The sequence below is a fragment of the Streptomyces sp. NPDC052701 genome (assembly GCF_040678355.1).
Taxonomy (GTDB): domain Bacteria; phylum Actinomycetota; class Actinomycetes; order Streptomycetales; family Streptomycetaceae; genus Streptomyces.
In genome coordinates this window covers 20,098-39,421 of the sequence record NZ_JBFATO010000036.1, presented here as the reverse complement: position 1 = coordinate 39,421, position 19,324 = coordinate 20,098, and the positions used below count along the sequence as shown (strand labels likewise).

At 75.4% G+C, this 19,324-nt stretch carries 18 protein-coding genes; 6 read left to right on the top strand and 12 right to left on the bottom strand.

The genetic code is table 11. The annotated features are described in order from the left end of the window. Positions 1-25 precede the first annotated feature (25 nt). On the bottom strand, positions 26-922 hold the full coding sequence (locus AB0L29_RS29455) for an aminoglycoside phosphotransferase family protein (RefSeq protein ID WP_365831287.1): 897 nt from the start codon (positions 920-922) through the stop codon (positions 26-28). Between the two features lie 269 nt (positions 923-1,191). On the opposite strand from AB0L29_RS29455, the gene AB0L29_RS29450 reads away from it, so the two are divergent. The 3 genes from AB0L29_RS29450 (at position 1,192) to AB0L29_RS29440 (ending at position 4,652) form a co-directional block, all read left to right on the top strand. Beyond that, positions 1,192-1,914: a ribonuclease H gene (locus tag AB0L29_RS29450; RefSeq protein ID WP_365831285.1), complete on the top strand. Its 723-nt coding sequence runs from the start codon at positions 1,192-1,194 to the stop codon at positions 1,912-1,914. 419 nt (positions 1,915-2,333) lie between these two features. Continuing rightward, the gene (locus AB0L29_RS29445; RefSeq protein WP_365831283.1) at positions 2,334-3,551 is read left to right on the top strand and encodes an FAD-dependent monooxygenase; all 1,218 of its coding nucleotides are present in this window, start codon (positions 2,334-2,336) and stop codon (positions 3,549-3,551) included. A gap of 117 nt (positions 3,552-3,668) precedes the next feature. Next, positions 3,669-4,652 (top strand): aldo/keto reductase, encoded by a 984-nt coding sequence (locus AB0L29_RS29440; RefSeq protein WP_365831281.1) that lies wholly within the window; start codon positions 3,669-3,671, stop codon positions 4,650-4,652. A gap of 9 nt (positions 4,653-4,661) precedes the next feature. Here the strand turns inward: AB0L29_RS29440 and AB0L29_RS29435 are convergent, their stop codons facing one another. Next, the gene (locus AB0L29_RS29435) at positions 4,662-5,027 is read right to left on the bottom strand and encodes a hypothetical protein (RefSeq protein ID WP_365831280.1); all 366 of its coding nucleotides are present in this window, start codon (positions 5,025-5,027) and stop codon (positions 4,662-4,664) included. A 367-nt stretch (positions 5,028-5,394) separates the two neighbouring features. Here AB0L29_RS29435 and AB0L29_RS29430 point away from each other — a divergent pair, with 367 nt between their 5' ends. Next, entirely contained in the window at positions 5,395-5,838 is a 444-nt protein-coding gene (locus tag AB0L29_RS29430) for a DUF6328 family protein (RefSeq protein WP_365831366.1), read from the top strand. Here the strand turns inward: AB0L29_RS29430 and AB0L29_RS29425 are convergent. Then, the gene (locus AB0L29_RS29425; RefSeq protein WP_365831278.1) at positions 5,741-6,487 is read right to left on the bottom strand and encodes a DUF2238 domain-containing protein; all 747 of its coding nucleotides are present in this window, start codon (positions 6,485-6,487) and stop codon (positions 5,741-5,743) included. The genes AB0L29_RS29430 and AB0L29_RS29425 overlap by 98 nt on opposite strands. 68 nt (positions 6,488-6,555) lie before the next feature. After that, complete coding sequence (locus tag AB0L29_RS29420) at positions 6,556-6,996, bottom strand: SsgA family sporulation/cell division regulator (protein WP_365831276.1); 441 nt, start codon at positions 6,994-6,996, stop codon at positions 6,556-6,558. 381 nt (positions 6,997-7,377) lie between these two features. On the opposite strand from AB0L29_RS29420, the gene AB0L29_RS29415 reads away from it, so the two are divergent. Continuing rightward, positions 7,378-7,983 carry a hypothetical protein gene (locus tag AB0L29_RS29415; RefSeq protein WP_365831274.1) on the top strand — a complete coding sequence of 202 codons (606 nt, stop codon included), beginning with the start codon at positions 7,378-7,380 and terminating at the stop codon, positions 7,981-7,983. 30 nt (positions 7,984-8,013) lie between these two features. Here the strand turns inward: AB0L29_RS29415 and AB0L29_RS29410 are convergent, their stop codons facing one another. Beyond that, positions 8,014-8,985 carry an LLM class F420-dependent oxidoreductase gene (locus AB0L29_RS29410; protein WP_365831272.1) on the bottom strand — a complete coding sequence of 324 codons (972 nt, stop codon included), beginning with the start codon at positions 8,983-8,985 and terminating at the stop codon, positions 8,014-8,016. A gap of 73 nt (positions 8,986-9,058) precedes the next feature. Here AB0L29_RS29410 and AB0L29_RS29405 point away from each other — a divergent pair, with 73 nt between their 5' ends. Continuing rightward, on the top strand, positions 9,059-10,504 hold the full coding sequence (locus AB0L29_RS29405; RefSeq protein WP_365831270.1) for a serine hydrolase domain-containing protein: 1,446 nt from the start codon (positions 9,059-9,061) through the stop codon (positions 10,502-10,504). Here the strand turns inward: AB0L29_RS29405 and AB0L29_RS29400 are convergent. The 7 genes from AB0L29_RS29400 to AB0L29_RS29370 all read right to left on the bottom strand — a co-directional run bounded on the left by AB0L29_RS29400 (position 10,496) and on the right by AB0L29_RS29370 (position 19,179). Then, positions 10,496-12,031, bottom strand: coding sequence for a serine/threonine-protein kinase (locus AB0L29_RS29400; RefSeq protein WP_365831268.1), 1,536 nt, complete (start codon positions 12,029-12,031; stop codon positions 10,496-10,498). The two genes, AB0L29_RS29405 and AB0L29_RS29400, sit on opposite strands and share 9 nt — an antisense overlap. Before the next feature lie 351 nt (positions 12,032-12,382). After that, positions 12,383-13,342: a threonine/serine dehydratase gene (locus AB0L29_RS29395; protein WP_365831266.1), complete on the bottom strand. Its 960-nt coding sequence runs from the start codon at positions 13,340-13,342 to the stop codon at positions 12,383-12,385. 87 nt (positions 13,343-13,429) lie between these two features. After that, positions 13,430-14,455: a polyprenyl synthetase family protein gene (locus AB0L29_RS29390; RefSeq protein ID WP_365831264.1), complete on the bottom strand. Its 1,026-nt coding sequence runs from the start codon at positions 14,453-14,455 to the stop codon at positions 13,430-13,432. Then, complete coding sequence (locus tag AB0L29_RS29385; protein WP_365831262.1) at positions 14,452-15,507, bottom strand: tetratricopeptide repeat protein; 1,056 nt, start codon at positions 15,505-15,507, stop codon at positions 14,452-14,454. The genes AB0L29_RS29390 and AB0L29_RS29385 overlap by 4 nt, the downstream gene beginning before the upstream one ends. Positions 15,508-15,728: 221 nt before the next feature. Further along, on the bottom strand, positions 15,729-16,406 hold the full coding sequence (locus AB0L29_RS29380) for an AIM24 family protein (RefSeq protein WP_365831260.1): 678 nt from the start codon (positions 16,404-16,406) through the stop codon (positions 15,729-15,731). Between the two features lie 79 nt (positions 16,407-16,485). Further along, entirely contained in the window at positions 16,486-17,853 is a 1,368-nt protein-coding gene (locus tag AB0L29_RS29375; RefSeq protein ID WP_365831258.1) for a CAP domain-containing protein, read from the bottom strand. An 87-nt stretch (positions 17,854-17,940) separates the two neighbouring features. Then, positions 17,941-19,179 (bottom strand): serine hydrolase domain-containing protein, encoded by a 1,239-nt coding sequence (locus tag AB0L29_RS29370; RefSeq protein WP_365831256.1) that lies wholly within the window; start codon positions 19,177-19,179, stop codon positions 17,941-17,943. Positions 19,180-19,324 lie beyond the last annotated feature (145 nt).

Here is a 19,324-nt window from a genome sequence, read left to right as displayed (position 1 = left end):
CGGGACGACGAGACCCCGCCCGCCCCTATCCGGCCTCGGCCTCGGCCGGAATCCCCCGGATCACCAGCCGCGAGTTCTCCGCGAGCGGCGGATCGGTGTTCCAGTAGTACGGCAACTGGATCAGCGAGATGGACAGGGCCCAGCCGCGGCCCCGCGCCCACTGCGCCTCGTCGGCGCCCACCGCCTCGCGGAAGGGACCGCGCGCCTCGGCGGGCAGCAGGTTCCAGGCGACGATCAGGTCGACGGCGGGATCGCCCACGCCCACGCTGCCGAAGTCGATGACCGCGGCCAGCCGTCCCCCGTCGACCAGCACGTTCCCGGGCGACAGGTCGCCGTGGGCCCAGACGGGCCGGCCGATGTGCTCCGGCACCCGCAGGGCCTGCTCCCACAGGGCCGTCAGCGCGCCGGTGCCGGCCCTGCCCGCCAGCCGCGCGATCGCCTCGCGCGTCGGCGCGTCCCGGGTCGCCAGCGGCACGCCCCGGTGACCGGCGGGCCCGCCCGCCGGATCGATCCGGCGCAGGGCGGTGACGTACTCCGCCAGGTCCCTCGCCAGCGGCCCGGGCTCCTGGAGCGCGCCGGCCACCGGGGTGGCGCCCTCCAGCCAGCGGTAGACCGACCAGGGCCACGGGAAGCCCTCGCCCGGCTCGCCCCGTCCGAGGGGCTCGGGCGCGGCGAAGGGCAGCCGGGGGCCGAGCCGGGGCAGCCAGTGCTGCTCGTGCGCCACGCTGCGCACGGCACCGGGATGCCGGGGGAGCCGCACCACCTTGTCCGCACCGAGGCGGAACATGGCGTTCTCGGTCCCCGCGGACCGCAGCCGCCGCACCGGCAGATCCGCCCACCGGGGGAACTGCCCGGCGATCAGCCGGCCGGCGAGCGAGGCGTCGACGTCCACCTCGTCCGGATGCATCCGCACGGCACACATGCCGCCCATCCCAGCGGCCGGCGGCGCGCGCCGTCCAGCGAATTCCACCGCACGGGCGTCCGGACGGCCGGCGCGCACCGCGCCCGTGCGCCGCCCACCCGGGCCGGCACACCGCACCCGCGCCGACACCCGTGTGACCGGCGCGGGGCGATGCGCAGGGTGCCGGGGGAGCGGACCGGTCACGGCTTCGGCTGCCCCGTCGCGCGCGGACCCGCGCGCGTTCCGCCGACGAGCCGTGCCCGCGCTCCGGCGCCCCACCCGGCCGTGGCATGATCGTGTCCATGCGTGAACGTGTTGTGGCCGCGTGCGACGGGGCTTCGAAGGGAAACCCGGGACCGGCGGGCTGGGCCTGGGTCGTCGCGGACGCCACCGAGACCCCGGCCCGCTGGGAGGCGGGGCCCCTGGGGAAGGCCACCAACAACGTCGCCGAACTCACCGCGCTGGAGCGCCTGCTCACGGCGACCGACCCGGACGTGCCGCTCGAGGTCCGGATGGACTCGCAGTACGCCATGAAGGCCGTCACCACCTGGCTGCCCGGCTGGAAGCGCAACGGCTGGAAGACGGCCGCCGGCAAGCCGGTCGCCAACCAGGACCTGGTGGTGCGCATCGACGAGCTGCTCGACGGCCGCACGGTCGAGTTCCGCTACGTGCCCGCCCACCAGGTCGACGGCGACCCGCTCAACGACTTCGCCGACCGCGCCGCCAGCCAGGCGGCCACCGCCCAGGAGGCGGCGGGCAGCGCCCTGGGCTCGCCGGAACCGCCGCCCGCGCCGGCCACGCCCGCGAAGGCGCCGCGCTCCCGGCCGCGGGGCGGCCCGGCACGGAACGCCAAGGCCTCCTCGGGCGGCGCCAGGGCCTCCTCGCGCACCATCAAGGCGAAGTTCCCCGGCCGCTGCCAGTGCGGCCGCTCCTACGCGGCCGGCGAGCCCATCGCCAAGAACGCCCAGGGCTGGGGCCACCCGGAGTGCCGCACGGCGGCCGAGAGCGCCTGACCGGCCCCCCGCAGGACCAGGCGTCGAAGGCGTGGAACGACGTGACTCCGGCAGGTCCGCCGCAGTCACGTCGTTCCACCGCAGTCACGTCGTTCCACGGCTGCATCGTGTCGTTCGGACCGGCCACGTCCGGCGTCCCGGCCGCCGGCGGGCAGTCGGCCCCGGGACGCCGGCGCCGCCACCCGGCCCCCAGCTGGTCGAAGCAGGCGCGGTGCGGCCGGAACACCGGGTCGTCGGGTCGTCGGGGGAGACCCCGGTGGCCACGGCCCGGAACGCGGCGAACGGCCGGTGCTCCCGTCCCGGTACGGCGGCGCCACCGACGCGCCCACCTCCTGCGGCGCCGATCCGGTGGGCCGGTCCGCGACACACACCCCTGCTACCCTGCGTCATTCCATGACTGCTTTCAGTGACGCCCGGGAGTGCGCGTGAAGGTCGCCTGCGTCGGTGGCGGGCCCGCCGGCCTCTACCTCTCGATCCTGCTGAAGCGGCAGGACCCCTCCCACGACGTCACCGTCCACGAACGCGACCCCGAGGGCTCGACCTACGGCTGGGGCGTGACGTACTGGCGGGGCCTGCTCGACACGCTCCACGCGCACGACCCGGAGACGGCGCGCGCCCTCGACGAGAACTCCGTGCGGTGGGACGAGGGCGTCGCCCACGTACGGGACCTGACGACCCGGCACTCCGGCGACCGGGGCCACGGCATCGGCCGTCACCGCCTGCTGGAGATCCTCGCCGCCCGGGCCCGTTCGCTCGGCGTGCGGCTGGAGTACGCGCACCCCGTCACCGCCGGCGACCTGCCCGCCGACGCCGACCTGATCGTGGCGGCCGACGGCGTCCACAGCGCGCTGCGCACCCGCCACGCCGACCACTTCGGCACCCGCCTCTCGACCGGCCGCAACCGCTACGTCTGGCTCGGCACCAGCAAGGTCTTCGACGCCTTCACCCACGCCTTCGTGGAGACCGGCCACGGCTGGATCTGGTGCTACGGCTACGGCTACGGCGCCGGACGCAGCACCTGCGTGGTGGAGTGCGCCCCGCAGACCTGGACCGGCCTCGGCCTCGACCGGGCGGGCGAGGCCGGCGGACTCGCCCTGCTGGAGAAGCTCTTCGCCCACGTGCTGGACGGCCACCCCTTGTTCGCCGGTCCCGCCGGCATGCGGTGGCCGGCCTTCCGCACGCTGACCAACCGCACCTGGTACCACGGCAACCTCGTCCTGATCGGCGACGCCGCCCACACCACGCACTACTCGATCGGCGCGGGCACCACCCTGGCCCTGGAGGACGCCGTCGCCCTGGCCGGCGCCCTGCGCGAGCACACCGCGCTCCCGCAGGCCCTCGCCCGCTACGAGCGGGAACGCCGGGCGGCCCTCCTGCCCGCGCAGAGCGCGGCCCGCTACAGCGCCCAGTGGTACGAGAACCTGCCGCGCTACCTGGACCTGCCCCCGGACCGCATGTTCGCCCTGCTCGGCCAGCGCCACTCGCCCCTGCTGCCCCACGTCCCGCCCCGGCTGTACCACCGGCTCGACCGGGCGGCCGGACGGCTGGAGACACTGCGCCGGTTCAAGCGCTGGCTGGGCCCGAGGCTGTCCCGGACCGCGCAGGCACGGGCCCTGGCCGCCCGGGACCGGCCCTGACACCGCCGGCGGGCCCCGCCCGCGGAACCGGTTCACCCGTGCGGGTGGTCCCCGTACGGCCGTCCGGCCGAGGCGATCCGTCCCGCGCCGGGTGACGGCGGATGACAGACTGACGTCATGGACGAGCGAACATTCGACAGGTCGGGCCAGCACGCATCCGTCGTCGGGCTGGGGACGTGGCAGCTGGGGGCCGACTGGGGGGAGGTCGACGACAAGGAGGCCCTCGCGGTGCTGGAGGCGGCGGCCGAGGCGGGGGTCACCTTCTTCGACACCGCCGACGTCTACGGCGACGGACGCAGCGAGCAGACCATCGCCGCGTTCCTGAGCGGCAGGCCCGACCTGCACGTGCTCGTCGCGACGAAGATGGGCCGCCGGGTCGAGCAGATCCCCGAGAACTACGTCCTGGACAACTTCCGCGCCTGGAACGACCGTTCGCGCCGCAATCTCGGCGTCGACCGCATCGACCTGGTGCAGCTGCACTGCCCGCCCACACCCGTGTACTCCACGGACGAGGTGTTCGACGCGCTGGACACCCTGGTGGAGGAGGAGCGCATCGCCGCGTACGGGGTCAGCGTCGAGACCTGTGCCGAGGCGCTGACCGCGATCGCCCGGCCGAACGTGGCGAGCGTGCAGATCATCCTCAACCCGTTCCGGATGAAGCCGCTGCGCGAAGTGCTCCCGGCCGCCCGGGAGGCGGGCGTGGGCATCATCGCCCGGGTCCCGCTGGCCTCCGGCCTGCTGTCCGGCAAGTACACCAAGGACACGGTCTTCGCCGCGGACGACCACCGCACCTACAACCGGCACGGCGAGTCCTTCGACGTGGGCGAGACCTTCTCCGGCGTCGACTACGACACGGGCGTCGAGGCCGCCGCCGAGTTCGCCGCGCTCGCCCCCGAGGGCTACACCCCGGCCCAGCTGGCGCTGCGCTGGATCATCCAGCAGCCCGGCGTGACCACCGTGATCCCCGGCGCCCGCTCACCCGAGCAGGCCCGCGCCAACGCGGCGGCCGCCCGGCTGCCGGAGCTGTCCGACCGGACGCTGGCCGCCATCCGCGACCTGTACGACCGGCGCGTCAAGGACCAGGTGGAGTCCCGCTGGTAGAGCTCTGCGCTACGGCTCCAGGAGCAGCTGCCTCTCCTGCTCCTGGTCGCCGGAGGCGGCGCCCTGGTCGCGTGCGGTGAAGGCGTGGCCGAGCGCGTCGGACGCCCGCTGCACGGCCTCCGGGGTGCCCTGGACGGTGACGGTCACGGGCTCCGACAGGCGAGCGGTGCCCGCTGCCCCGCCCCCGCCGCCCTGCGCGCCCCCGTCCGGCCCCGTGGCCGTGACGTTGCCGAAGGTCGCCGTGCGGACCGTCGCGTTCTCGCCGGAGGGAAGCTCCTCGGGCGCGCCGAACACCTCCTCCAGGGCCCGGACGACCGCTCGCGCGTCGTCCACGCCTCCGCCGCTGAGCGTCACGGTGAGCTGTGTACCGGACATGCGTCCACGACCTCCTAGAACCTGAGCGTGACGGGGTCCGTGTAACCGTCCGCCGATCCCTGAAACCGGCCGGGCGCACCCGGGACGACGGCCTTCCGCGGGGAACACGCAGGAGGAGAAGTACGCAGGTCGTTCGAACAGGGAGGGCGCAGTGACGGACTCGGCGCAGGACGCGGCCAGGCGCGAGGGGCGCGACGAGACGCAGGACGTGGCCAGGCGCAAGGGGCGCGACGAGGCGCAGGACGTGGCCAGGAGCAAGGGGCGCGACGAGGCGCAGGACGTGGCCAGGAGCAAGGGGCGCGACGAGGCGGAGGACGTGGCCAGGCGCAGGGGGCGAAACGAGACGGAGGACGAGAGAGCCGACCGCATGTGGCAGGAGCTCATCCAGGAGATCCGCGTGGCCCAGATGGGCGTGCAGATCCTCTTCGGCTTCCTGCTCACCGTGGTGTTCACTCCGAAGTACGACGACCTGGCCGACACCGACCGGGTCATCTACATCGTCACGGTCGTCCTGGGCGCCTGCGCGACCGGCGCCCTGATCGGCCCGGTGTCCCTGCACCGCCTGGTCTCCGGCCGGCGCGTGAAGCCGCAGGCGGTGCGGTGGGCCTCCCGGATGACGTTCCTCGGCCTGGTGCTGCTGCTCGCCACGACGACGGCCTCGCTGCTGCTGATCCTGCGGGTGGCGACCCACGACGACTTCGTGCCCTGGCTGGTCAGCGGCGTGGTGCTGTGGTATCTGCTGTGCTGGTTCGGGATACCGCTGTGGACGCGGCACCGGTACACGACGCAGTCGCCGCGGACGACGCGCTGACGGACGGCGCGGTGACGACCGGCGCGGTCAGCTGCCGGTCGTGCGCGCGGGCAAGCAGCAGCAGGGCGGCGGTCGCGCCGATCAGCGCGCAGAACATGTCCCACTGGGTGTCCCACACGTCGCCCTGGGTGGCGAGGAAGGCGTCCGCCGCGTGGCCGCCGGCCACCGCGGCCGCCCACTCCAGCATCTCGAAGACGGCGCTGAAGGCCAGGCAGGCGCACACCGTCAGCGGTGCCAGCCAGCGGCTGCCGCGCAGCGGCGAGGTGCGCACCAGCACCTCCCGCACCAGCACGGCGGGGACGAAGCCCTGTACGAGGTGGCCGAACCGGTCGTAGGGGTTGCGCTCCAGCCCGAAGGTGTCCCTGACCCAGTCGCCGAGCGGCACCTCGGCGTAGGTGTAGTGGCCGCCCGCCGTCAGCACCACCGCGTGGGCGGCCAGCAGGCAGCACAGCAGGTTCGTCAGGGGGAAGCGCCGCCACAGCAGTACGACGAGCGGCAGCCCGGTGATCACCCAGACCGTCTCCAGGAACCAGGTCAGGCGGTCGTGCGGCCCCCAGGCCGACAGGGCCAGCACCGCGACCACGGCCCAGGCGAGGACCACGGGCAGCGGACGTCCTGGCGCGGGTGAAGCGGTGGGCGCGGCGGACATGGGCGGGCTCCTCTCGACGGGAGCCCATCGTGGCGGCGCGGGTCCGCCGGCCACATGAGTACGGCTACTCAGCTGGTCGCGCGTCCGCCCTCGGCGAGGACGCCGGCCAGGAAGTCGTCGATACGGACCTCCTCCTGCCCCGCGGCGACCAGCTCGTAGGTCTCGCGCAGGAAGGCGGAGACCGTCGCGGCCCACGCGAACACCACGGCGTGGTGCCGCCCGCCGTCGGCCCGGGCGTCGCCGTAGAACTCCATGCGCAGCTCCTGCCAGGTGCCGCGCGACTCGGGGCGCATCCGCACGTCCCCGACGCCGACCGGACGCGTCAGGCCCTCGGCGACCATCTCGCGGTCCAGCTGCCAGCGGGCGAGCACGCGGCCGTCGTGGCTGAAGACCACGGTGACGGCGAACGGGTCCGCGGCGTCGTAGCTCAGGTGGGCGAGGACGGGAAAGCGGTCCGTGTCGCCCGCCTGGAGCTGCACCACCAGCGACTTGTGCACGAACGAGTTCACGAGAGGGCCTCCGGGAAGAACCGACGTAGAGCCCTCTACTACCCCCGATCCGCGCAAGATGCTCGGCTCTCCAGGTGATTCCCGCGGGCCCCGCGCAGCGGCCCGGCACAGCGGGCGACGGCCCGCCGCAGCTCCTCCGGGCGCCGGACCACGGCCTCCCCGTGCAACGCGCCGGCGCCGTCGGCGGCCGGTTCCCCGGCCGCCTTCCGCCGGCCGCCGCGCAACCCCGTGCGCCGCTCCCGCAGGCGCGGCCCGGGACCGGCGGATCCGTCGGGGCGCCGGCAGCGCGCGGGCACGGGGCGCACACCGCTTCCGCCGCCGGCCGCGACGCGGAAGACTCGCCACGGCGGTGACGGAAGAGGGAACGCGGGAGAGGGAACCATGACACGACCGGACGTCGGGACGGCGCCGCGCCGCTGCGCGCAGTGCGGCGGGTACGAGTACGGCGGCGCCCCCGGCTGTGCCGCCTGCCGCGCCCTGGTGGACTCCATCGTGGAGGAGGCCTGGGCCCGCTTCCTGCGCCCCTGGGGCGTCGGCGACGCCGGGCAGGAGCGCGCCCTCGCCGAGATGGTGGCGGCCGAACCCGACCGCCACGACTGGCGGGTCGTGGACACGGCGCTCGACCGGCTGGTCTGCTCCGGCTGCGGCGGCCGGCTCGGCCGCGGTCCCGTCGGCTGTGCCGCCTGCGACCTCGCCCACGGCTTCCGCTACGCCGCGATCGAGACGGACCGGCCGGGGGTCCCGCCGGGCAACGAACACGCGGTCCGGGTCAACGTCTCGGTCGTGCGCCGGCCCCACGTCACCTCCGGCGACGAACTCCTCGTGCGGCGCCTGCTGCTGCCCGCCCTGCTGGCGGGCCTCCTGCCGGGCACCGAGGAGGCACAGCGGATGAGCGCCCTGGTCAAGCGGGCCCCGGCGGCGCGCCGCGTCCACCTCGCCGAGCGAGCCGTCGAGGACATGCTCCGCAACGGGCCCGCCCCGCGGTGAGCGCGGGGCGGGCCGGCCCTGCGGTCACCGTCAGCCGAAGGCGTCGCGCAGCGCGGGCAGCAGGGTCTTCTCCGACCAGTCCAGGTACGCCGGCTGCGACTCGCCGCCGATCTGGACCAGGGCGATCTCCGTGAACCCCGCCTCGGCGTACGGCCGTACGGCTTCCACGAAGTCCTCCGGGTCGTCGCCGCACGGGATCGACCCGGCGACGTCGTCGGGCGTGACGAACTGGGTCGCCGCCTCGAAGGCGTCCGGGTGCGGCAGCTCCGAGTTGACCTTCCAGCCGCTGCCGAACCAGCGGAACTGGGAGTGCGCGCGCTTGACCGCGGCGTCCCGGTCGGGGTCGTAGCACACCGGAAGCTGCCCCACGCGCGGCTTGCCCTCACCGCCGTGCCGGTCGAACGCCTCCAGCAGCCCCGCCTTGGGTTCCGTGGCGATCACCAGGTCGCCGAGCCGGCCCGCGAGCGCGCAGGACCGCTCCCCGGAGACGGCGATGCCGATGGGCGGCGGCTGGTCCGGCAGGTCCCACAGCCGTGCGGACTCCACGTCGAAGTGCGTGCCGCGGCGGTTCACGTGCCCGCCCTCGAACAGGGCGCGGATGATCCCCACCGCCTCCTCGAGCATCTCGTGCCGCACGTCGACGGACGGCCAGCCGCCGCCCACCACGTGCTCGTTGAGGTTCTCGCCCGAGCCGAGGCCCAGCCGGAAGCGGCCCTCGGACAGCAGCTGCATCGTCGCCGCCTTCTGCGCCACCACCGCGGGGTGGTAGCGGAACGTCGGACACGTCACGTACGTCATCAGCGGAATGCGCGAGGTGGCCTGGGCGGCCGCGCCCAGCACGCTCCAGGCGTACGGCGAGTGACCCTGGGAGCGCAGCCACGGGAAGTAGTGGTCCGAGGTCACCGAGAAGTCGAAGCCGGCCGCCTCGGCCCGCACCACGTGGTCGACGAGCTCTCGGGGGCCGGCCTGCTCGGTCATCATCGTGTATCCGATCTGCACCATGACCGCCGAGTCCCCGGCCCGGGGGACCGAAAACGGTGCGGTCGGCCCCCGCCGGCCGGGGCAGGATGCCGTCATGAGCGCCCGCCCGCTGCCCGTCGCCGCCCCCGCCGCCCAGGGAGTCGACGCCCTCGGCGTCCACGCCTTCCTCGACGCCCTCGACGCCGCACCCGGCATCGAGCCGCACAGCCTGATGATCGTGCGCCACGGCCGTCTCGTGGCCGCCGGCTGGTGGGCGCCGTACACCGCCGAACGCCCCCATCTGCTGTACTCGCTCAGCAAGAGCTTCACCGGGACCGCCGCCGCCCTCGCCGAGGCGGAGGGGCTGCTCGACTTCGACGCCCCGGTCGTGTCGTACTTCCCGGAGTTTGCGGCGGACGTCACCGACCCGCGCAGCCGGGCGATGCGCGTACGGCACGTGGCCTGCATGGCCAGCGGCCACGTGCGCGACACCGTGCAGGAGGCGTACGCGCTCGACCCCGCGGAGCCCGTCCGGGGATTCCTGCTGCTGCCGCCGGACCGGGACCCGGGCACCGTCTTCGCCTACAACCAGCCCGCCGCCTACACGCTCGCCGCGATCGTGCAGCGCGTCACCGGCCGGCCGCTCACCGCCTACCTGCGGCCCCGGCTGCTGGACCCGCTGGGCATCGGCGAGGCCGCCTGGCTGCGCGACCGCTCCGGCCGCGAGATCGGCTTCAGCGGGCTGCACGCCACCACCGACGCCGTCGCGCGGCTCGGCCGGCTGTACCTGTGCGACGGGGTGTGGGAGGGCCGGCGGCTGCTGCCGGAGGGCTGGACGGCCCGGGCGGCGCGCGCGCACGTCCCGACCGCCGGGGCCACGGGCGAGCGGGACCGGCAGGACTGGGACCGGGGCTACGGCTTCCAGTTCTGGATGTCCCGGCACGGCTACCGCGGCGACGGGGCGTACGGCCAGTTCTGCCTGGTGCTGCCCGGGCAGGACGCGGTGATCGCGGCGACGTCGGCGACCGAGCGGATGCAGGAGTACCTGAACCTCGTCTGGCGGCATCTGCTGCCCGCCTTCCGCCCCGCGCCGCTGCCCGGCCGCGAGGCCGCCGACGCGGCCCTGCTCGAGCGGCTGCGGGGACTGGCGCTGCCGCCGGCCGCGGGCGCGCCCGGGCCGCCGGGCGGGGCACGGGCCTGGTCCGGTGCCGGGTTCACCCCGTCCGGCGGCGTCTGCGCGGAGCAGCCGGGCCTGACCGGGGCCGCGGTCCTGCCGGGCGCGGACGGCTGGACGCTGACCCTCACGGAGGACGGCCGGAGACTGGACCTGCGGCTGGGCCGGGGCGGCTGGACCGTCGCCGAGGAGCCCGTGCCGACGGCGGTGAGCGGCGGCTGGCGCGCGGACGGCACCCTCGCCGTGGAGGTGGTGTTCCTCGAGACACCGCACCGGCTCGCGGTCACGTGCTCCCTGCCGGACCGCACGTTCACGGCGCGATGGCGCACCCGGCCGCTGCACGCGGGTCCGCTCCGCTCCCTGCGGGCGCCGCGCGGCTCAGGCTGAGGCCGGGCGGAACGTCCGCAGGAAGGCGGCGAGCGCCTCCCGGTTCGCCGGGTCCGCCCAGTCGGCGGCCGGGGTGGTCCACCGCAGGGAGAAACCGCGCCCGCCGCCCAGCAGGAAGCCCCGGCCCAGGGTGCGCACACGCGTGCCGCCGGCCTGCGCGTACCACTCCATGTCGGCCGCCTCGCGCCCCTGGTACGTCGTCGCCCGGATCTCGCCGATCCGCCGGTACTCCCCGGACCGCTCCAGGCCCGGCTCGACGTCGTCGCGCCAGACGGCGACGGGGTCCGGGCCCACGCGTTCGCTGTAGGTGACCGCGAGCGTGCGCGGATCGCCGTCCGCGCCGAAGACGACCCGGTAGGCCAGGCCGGACACGCGCGAGGTGCGCTGCCGCTGCCAGTCGGCGGGCAGCGCGAGGGAGAACCCCTCCGGCGCCCGGTACGGGCGGAAGCCGGAGGGCACGGCGGCCGACGGGGACGGGGCGGGCGCCGCGGAGGCCGGGGGACGGGACGGCACGTCGGCGGCGGAGCCGCCCGTGCCGGGCGGTCCGTGGGTCGCGGCGAGCACGGCGACCGCGGCGACCGCGGCGGTGACGACGGCCAGGAGGGTTCCGGCGGCCGCCGCCCGTCCGCTCCACCGCCGGCCCACCGCGCGGGCGGCGGCGTACCTGCCGCGCAGGCGGGGACCGGGCACCGTCCCCGCGGCCGCCCCGGGGTCCTCGGCCAGGACGCGCGTCAGGGCCTCACGGGCCGCCGGACGGCTCAGCCGCTCGCGGGAGTCCTTGCGCAGCAGCCCCTGGACCGTCTTGGTGAGCGGCCCGGCGCGCACCGGCGTGCGCAGCGGCAGCCGGTCCACCGCCTTCAGGGTGGCCTCGGGGCGCTCCCGTTCCCGGAAGGGCGGGCGCCCCTCGACCATCGTGTAGAGGATCGCGCCCAGTGCCCACAGGTCCGCCGCCGGCCCGACCCGCTCGTCGCGGGCCTGCTCCGGGGAGGCGTAGGACGGTGCCGTCAGCCGGGGGGCGAGGGTCGCGCCGGCGAGCCCGTAACCGGTGACGACGACGGAACCCTCCGCGCGCACGAACACCTGCCCGGGGCTGAGCTCACCGTGGGTGATGCCCTCGGCGTGGGCCGCGTCCAGCACGTCGAGCAGCTCCAGGCCGAGGCGCGCCGCCCGCACGTGGTCGAACGTGCCCCGCTCGGCGAGGAGCACGGCCAGCGGTGTGCCGTCGATCCACTCGGTGACGGTCCACAGCGCACCGGCCTCCTCGACGGCGTCGGTCACCGTGGCGGTCCGGCCGGGACACAGCCGGGCCATGGTCTCGTACGTGCGTAGGACGCGCGCGGCGGCCCGGCGCCCGCCCGAGCCCGGTTCGTCCGGGAGCCCGGTCCGCGTGACGAGGCACGGGCGGGACGTCCGGACGTCCCGCCCGTACCAGCAGATGCGCCGGGGTTCGCGGTGGACGATCTCGAGCAGCCGGTACCGGCCGGCGACCAACTGGTGTGTGGAGACGTGCGCCCTGCCCATGGCCATCCCTCGCTGAACCCGTGGTCCTCACCTTTCCCTGGGGTACGGCGGGCGGGGCGGGGCGCGTTCAACGGAATTCCGGCCCGGGGGACTTACTGTCTTCAGATCAGGACAAGCGGACGTGCGTGCGAGAGGAAAAGCGCCCCTCCGGGCGGCGCTGTCCCTCACCTCGGACGACGTGCCCGGACCGGGTGGACCGAAATTCCGCTCCGGCCCCGGCGGAAACCAAGGGCACCGGACCGACCTGGTGGTAACCGCCGGTAAAGGAAAGGTGGTGAATGCAGGGAACTCGCCGTCGTCCGGCCGGAATGCGACGCCGGGATCCCCGCCCTTCCCGAACGCCCCGCCCGGCTCCCCTCAGCGCAGCCCGAAGCGGTCCGCCCAGGCGATCAGGTCGCCGGTGGTCGCGTTGCCCCCGCACACCACCAGCCCGAGCCGCGCGCCGTCACCGACCCGCTCCACGACGTGCCGGGCGGCGGGCAGCAGGCACCCGGCGGCCGGCTCGGCCCACACCTTGGCGTGGTCGGCGAGGTCCAGCGAGCCCCGTACGGCCTCCCGGTCGGGCACCACGAGCACCTCGGTGACCAGGGCCGAGACATGGTCGTACGTCAGCCGCGACACGGCGGGCGCGCTGAGCGTGGACACGATCGACGACAGCGCGACCGGCACCGGGCCGCCCGCCGCCAGTGCCTCGGACATGGCCTGGGCGCCCTCGGTCTCCACGCCCCAGACGCGCACGCCGGGGCGACGGGCCCGCAGGGCCGCCGCGACACCGGCGATCAGCCCGCCGCCCCCGACGCTGACGAGCACGTCCGTCAGCTCGCCGGCGTCGTCGGCGAACTCGAGCCCGACGGTGCCCTGCCCGGCGATCACCACCGGGTCGTCGAAGGGGTGGACCAGGGTCAGCCCCTCCTGCTGGAGCCGCGTCATGAGCGCGAACGCGCCGTCCATGTCGTCGGCCAGCCGCACGGACGCGCCCGCGGTCCGCGCGATCTCGACGGCCCGGGCGGGCGCCGAGCGCGGCATGACCACCGTGGCCTTCACGTCGAGGTCGGCGGCCATGACCGCGAGCGCGATCCCGTGGTTGCCGCCGCTGACCGCGACGACCCCGGCGGCCCGCTCGGCCTCGCTCAGGGACAGCAGCTTCGCCGCCGCCCCGCGCACTTTGAACGAGCCGGTGCGCTGCAGCAGTTCCAGTTTCGCGGTGACCGGGACGCCGAGCAGCGCCGACAGCCCCGGACTCGGCACGGTCGGGGTGCGTACGACGTGTCCGGCGATCCGCTCCGCCGCGGTCTCGATCTCCGGGATGCCGATCACAGCAGTCACCTCTCCGGCACGGGGTCACGGCGCGCCGTACGAACCCTGGCCCGCCGAGGCGGCCAAGGTCAACACGGAGCGGCCGCCTCACAGGTTCCGGCGCACGAGGAAGTCGAGCAGCGACCTCAGCTCGTCGGCCGCGCGGGCCCGCAGGGGCAGGCCGGCGAGCGCCGTCTCCGCGGCGGTGAGGTGGCGCCGCGCCTCGGCCAGCGCGGCGCACCGGCCGCCCGCCTCCTCGACCAGCGCGGCCGTCTCCCCGGGGTCGGCGCCGGTCCGCAGGAGGGCGGCAAGGCGGTCGGCCGCGGGGGAGTCGAGCGCGGCCAGCACGGGGAACGTCTTCTTGCCCTCCCGCAGGTCGCCGTGGACGGGCTTGCCGGTGACCGCGGGGTCGCCCCAGATGCCCAGCACGTCGTCGACGATCTGGAAGGCGATGCCCAGGTGCCGTCCCGCCCGGTCCAGGGCGGTGGCCGTCCCGGGCGCCGCGCCGCCGAGCACGGCACCCAGCGCGGCGGCGCAGCCCAGCAGCGCGCCCGTCTTGTGCTCGGCCATGCTCCGGTACTCCGCCAGGCTCACCCGCCCCGGCCCGGTCCAGGGACGCGTCGCGAACAGCAGGTCGTCGGCCTGCCCGCTGACCAGGTCGCCCAGGGCCGCGGACAGCGTCCGCACGGCCCCGGGGCCGCCCGGCTCGGCGGCGAGCGTCCCGACGGCCAGCGCGAACAGCGCGTCGCCCGCGAGGACCGCGGGTCCGGTGCCGTACGCCTTCCACACGGCCGGGCGGCGTCGCCGGGCCGCGTCGCCGTCCATGATGTCGTCGTGCAGCAGCGAGAAGGCGTGCACCAGCTCCACCGCGACGGCCGCCGCCACCCCGGCCCGCCCGGGCGCACCGGCCGCCTCGGCCCCCAGCACGGCCAGCGCCTGCCGCACGCCCTTGCCGCCGGAGGCGGCGGCCGGAGCGCCGCCCACCTCGCACCAGCCGAAGGAGTAGGCGGCCATCTCCCCGACCCAGGGATGCAGCCGTCCGACGGCCTCGGCGAGCGCGGGCCGTACCAGCGCGCGGCAGCGGTCGAGGACCTGCGGGGCGTGGACGGGCGCGGTGGAAGGGAGCGCGGTCACCGGGCGGCCTCCGTCGTGCCCGCGTCCACCGCGGTGCAGAACTCCTCCTGGGCCCGCGCCACCATCTCCCGGGCGTGCCGGAGCCCGATCCGCTCCAGTGTCCGCGCCAGGTCGGCCAGTTCGGCGGCGGTCTCCGCCCGGTCCCGGCCCAGCCTGGCCAGTGACTTGGCCAGTCCGAGCCGCGCCAGCGCCTCACCGCGCGGCTCGCGCATGGCGCGGAACTCCGTCAGCGCCAGCTCGTACAGCTCGCGGGCCTCGGCGTAGCGCCCGGCCCGGTACAGGACGTTGCCGCGCATCTTGTGGTTGTAGGCCAGCGCGCTGGACAGCTTCATCGCCCGGCAGGTCGCCTCCGCCTCGGACAGCAGGGCCAGCGCCCGCTCGGTGTCGCCGTCGCGCACCGAGACGACGTCGGCCAGTCCGCGCAGCGCCCAGGCGTGGCCGCGCCGGTCGTCGGCGCGCGCGGCGATCCCGGCCGCCTCCTCGAACAGGGCGTACGCGGTGTCGTAGGCACCGGTGTTGCGGTGCATCTGCGCGATGCCCTCCAGTGCCCACACCGTGTGCCGGGCCTCGCCGCGCCGCCGGGCCTCGGCCAGCAGCTGCTCGTGGAGCCGGCCCACGGCCTCGTAGTCGCCCTGGATGCGTCCGGTCTCGGCCAGGCCCGCCAGGGAGTAGCCGCGCACGACGACGTCCCCGCCGCGTTCGCCGAGGTCGGCCGCGAGCTGGAGCAGCCGCCGGGCGAGGGGGAGCGCGCCGCGCTGCCGGGCGAGGGTGCCGCCGCTCCACAGCGCCCACGCCATGGCCGCGACGTCCCCGGCCTCGCGGGCCGCGCGGTAGCTGGCCTTCCACGCCCGGTCCGCCTCCTCGACGCGGCCCAGCCGGCGGTGCGCCTCGGCCACCGCGAGCCCGGAGCGCGCCGCCTCGCCGTGCTCGCCGGCCCGCTCGGCCGCCTTCAACTGCTCGGTGCCGGCGGCCAGTACCTCGGTCAGCGAGGAGTTGACGGACAGGGTGGTGAGAGCGCCCTGGTACTCCGGGGCGAATGCCTTGCCGTACATCGATGCCTTTCGTCCGTGTGCACACCGTCCGGACGCACCCTGTGCACACTTTGTGTATACGCGGGATGTATACGTGATGTGTATACGTGGCGTGTATACGTAGTGTGTATAGCGCGTCCGGAATCAGCCCTGGCCAGGGGCCAGGGCGTCACCTGTCGCAGGTCAAGACGTCGGTGGAGCGGACGGGGTTGCCCGTGAGGCGCAGATCACGCCACGGGGTGTCAGTGCTGCTGCGCCTTCTGCGGCGTCACCTCGCTCGGCCGGACGACGACGTACCCCTCGCCCTGGAGCATCAGCTGCACCGCCTCCCCGGAACCGCCGCGCAGCATCGACCCGATGGACTGCGAACGGTGCAGGGAGGTGGCCAGGCCCGCCGTCCAGCCCACCACCGCGTCCGTGTCGACGTACACCGGGTACTGCGGCGAGACCGGGATGACCACCGGAGTGCCCTCGCACACCAGCCCCAGCCGGCCCTGCCCCGTGAAGACGCTGTTGAACAGGCCGCCCCCGGCGATCCCCGCGCCCTTGACGGTCGCGATGCGGTAGGACAGCGAGGCGTCGAAGCACAGGACGTTGCGGCCGTTGACGGTGAACTCGTCGCCCGGGTCGACCTCCACGACGAAGACGTTCTGCGCCTCGTGCGCGAACCAGGCCTCGCCCTGTCCGCGCACCGCCATCAGCGGCAGTCCTTCCCCGGTGACCGCGCGTTTGAGCATGCCGCCCACGCCCTGGCCCTTGCGCTCGAACTGGAGGCTGCCGCGGTAGGCGACCATCGCGCCCTGCCGGGCGAGCATCTCGCCGTTCACCGCGTACCGGATGCATTTGGCGTTCTGGACGGTCATGCCCGGCGCCGTGGCCGGCTGCACCATGTGCTCGCTGGAAAAGAGATCACCCTTCATACGGGCATCCTCACCCGGACGGCCTCCTTTCGCCTAGGACCCCGGCTCGCGCGCGGGTGACGGCCGGTGCCGCCCGCCGTCAGCCGCCGAAGAGCTGCGTCCAGTACGTGCCCGCCCGGCCGCCGCCGGCGAAGCCGATCCCGAGATGCGTGAAGTCGGGTTTCAGGATGTTGGCGCGGTGGCCCGGGCTGTTCATCCAGCCCTCCACCACCTCGGCGGGGGAGCGCTGCCCGCAGGCGATGTTCTCGCCGATCGAACGCCGGCCGGCGCCCGCGGCGGCGGCCCGGTCCCAGGGACGGCCGCCGTCGGGGCAGGTGTGGGAGTAGAAGCCGCGGGCCGCCATGTCCGCGCTGTGCGCCTGCGCGGCGGCGGCGAGGCGCGGGTCGGGGGCGAGCGGACGCAGTCCGGCCCGCACGCGCTCCCGGTTGGTGAGACCGACGACGTCGGCGGTCGTGCGGGCCAGGCCGTCCGGGGTGAGCGGCCCGGCCCACACCGCGGTCCAGTACGTGTCGCCGGAGGGGCCACCGCCCGCATGCGCCAGGCCGGCGTGGGTGAAGGCCGGGGCGTACAGGACGCGCCGGGCCGCCTCGGTGCGCCGGCAGTACGCGAGGAACTCGGCCGGTGTGCGCGGGCCGCGGACCAGGTGCTCGCCGATCGTGAGGTACGCGTATCCGGCGGAGGTGACCCGCTGGTAGACGGAGACGCCGTCCCGGCTCTCGACCCCGAGGAGGTCTGCTGCGGCCATCGCCGCGGCGTGGGCCCGGGCGGCGGCCATCAACCGGGCGTCGAGGGAGACGGGCGGTGAACCGGCCGCCGTACGGGCCTGGTTGACCGGACCGAGCAGGCCGTCGGGGTCGAGGGAGGGAGCGGACGGCGCAGTGCCGCCCCCCGGGGGCACGGCGGCCGGGGCGGGACGGGAAGCCCCGGCCGGGCCGCCCGGGACCGGCGCGGGTGCCGGGGGCGCGGGCGCGTCGTCCACCTCCACGCCGAAGTCCCGCGCCAGACCGGCCAGTCCGTCGGCGTACCCCTGCCCCAGGGCCCGCAGCTTCCAGCGGTCGCCGCGACGGTAGACCTCGGCGAGCAGCAGGACGGTCTCCTGGCCGGGACGCGGCGGGGCGAACCGGGCGAGCGGACCGCCGCCCGCGTCGCCGACGTGCAGCGTGGGGGAGGGCAGGCGGCTCAGGGGGGTCCCCGGCTCGCCGGGGCTGACGGCCACCGTGACCCGGGTGACGCCGGCGCGCAGCCGCGCCGGATCGACGGTGAGCGTGTCACCCCGCAGCCGGACGCCCGGGGCGTCGGGCTGGTTGTAGAACACGAAGTCGCCGTCGTCCCGCACCTTGCCGCCGTCGTCCGTGAGCAGCGCGGACACGTCGAAGGGACCGGGTACCCGGACGGTCACGACGCCGTCCGGAAGGGGCAGGTTGCCCCCGGGTGCCAACTCGCTCATCGCGCCGCCCTGCTGTCGTCCGCCGGACCGAGGGGATGGTGTCCGGACAACGGCCACCGGGGCGCGGGGGTTCCCGCCCGGCGGTGCTCAGTTGCGGACGCCACCCGGAGCGCCGGCCCCGTCCCACCGGGGGACGTCCTGCCGCCCGCCGGGGGAACCGCGCCGGGCCGTCGCCCGCCTGCCGCAGAACGCGGAGTCCAGTGTGCGCAGCATCGTGTCCATCACCGTGCCGTTGTGGGAGATGGTGGCGAACGCGGTCAGGCTGCGCCGGCCGTCCCCCGACGCGAACGCGTACGTGTAGTAGCCCTGCACGGCGCCCGTGTGGCCGTAGACCGGCACACCGCACCGCAGGTCGCGCCGCCGCAGACCGAGCCCGTACGCCTGACCGGTGCCCGCCGGCACCCACCGCCGCATCTGCTCCAGCCCGGCGGCGGAGGTCAGCCGGCCGCCGAGGAGGGCCGCGAGGAAGGTGTTGAGGTCCCGCGCGCTGGAGACGAGCGCGCCCGCGCTCTGCGCCCAGGACGCCGTCTGCTCGGTGGCGTCGACCAGCGCGGCGCCCGCCGCGTCGGGGGTGAGGTAGCCGCGGGCGTGACGGCCCGGGATCGCGGTGCGGGGATGCACGTAGAAGGTGTCGCGCAGCTTCAGCGGCGCGATGATCCGCTCCCGGTACTCGGTCGCCAGGGAATGGCCGGTCAGCTTCCTGATGAGCATCCCGGCGACGGCGAAGTTGGTGTTGGAGTAGGAGTAGGCGCCGCCGGGGGCGGTGGTCCGGGGATGGCGCAGCGACCGGTCCACCAGCTGCCGGAGCGTGAAGACCCGCCTGCGCACGGCCTCGAAGCCGGGCACCGTCCTGGCGAACATCTCGTCGGTGTAGTCGTACAGGCCGCTGCGGTGGCCGAGTACGTGCCGCACCGTGATCCGGCCGTCGGGCAGCAGCCCGGGAAGACGACGGTTCACCGGGGAGTCCAGTCGCAGTCTCCCCTCGTCGGCCAGTTGCAGGAGCACCACCGCGGAGAAGGTCTTGGTGACACTGCCGATGCGGAACCGGTCCGCGGTGCCGAGCGTCCGTCCGGTCCCGCGGTCGGCGACGCCGACGGCCGTCGTGAGGACCGTCCCCGCGTCGTCGATCCGCGCCGCCGCACCCGGCGCGCCCTGCGACCGGGCCGTGCGCAGCAGGGCCCGAAGCCCCGTCAGGTCGGGCTCGGGCGGCGGGCCGGCCGCCGCACCGCCGAGGTCCCGGGGCGCGGCATGCGCGGGGACCGTCAGGAGGGACAGGGCGAGGACCGCCGCGGCCGCACCCGCGCGTACCGTTGCTGCTGGGGCCATCCGGCTCTTCTCCCGCTTCCGCTCACGTCCCGTCACCTCCGCACGGTTCGCACGGCGTTGGTCACGGGCCGACTACCGGGCGATGCGGACCGGCACGGTATGGCGATGAAATGCGGGCAAAGCGACTATGCGCGCCTTGCCGCTG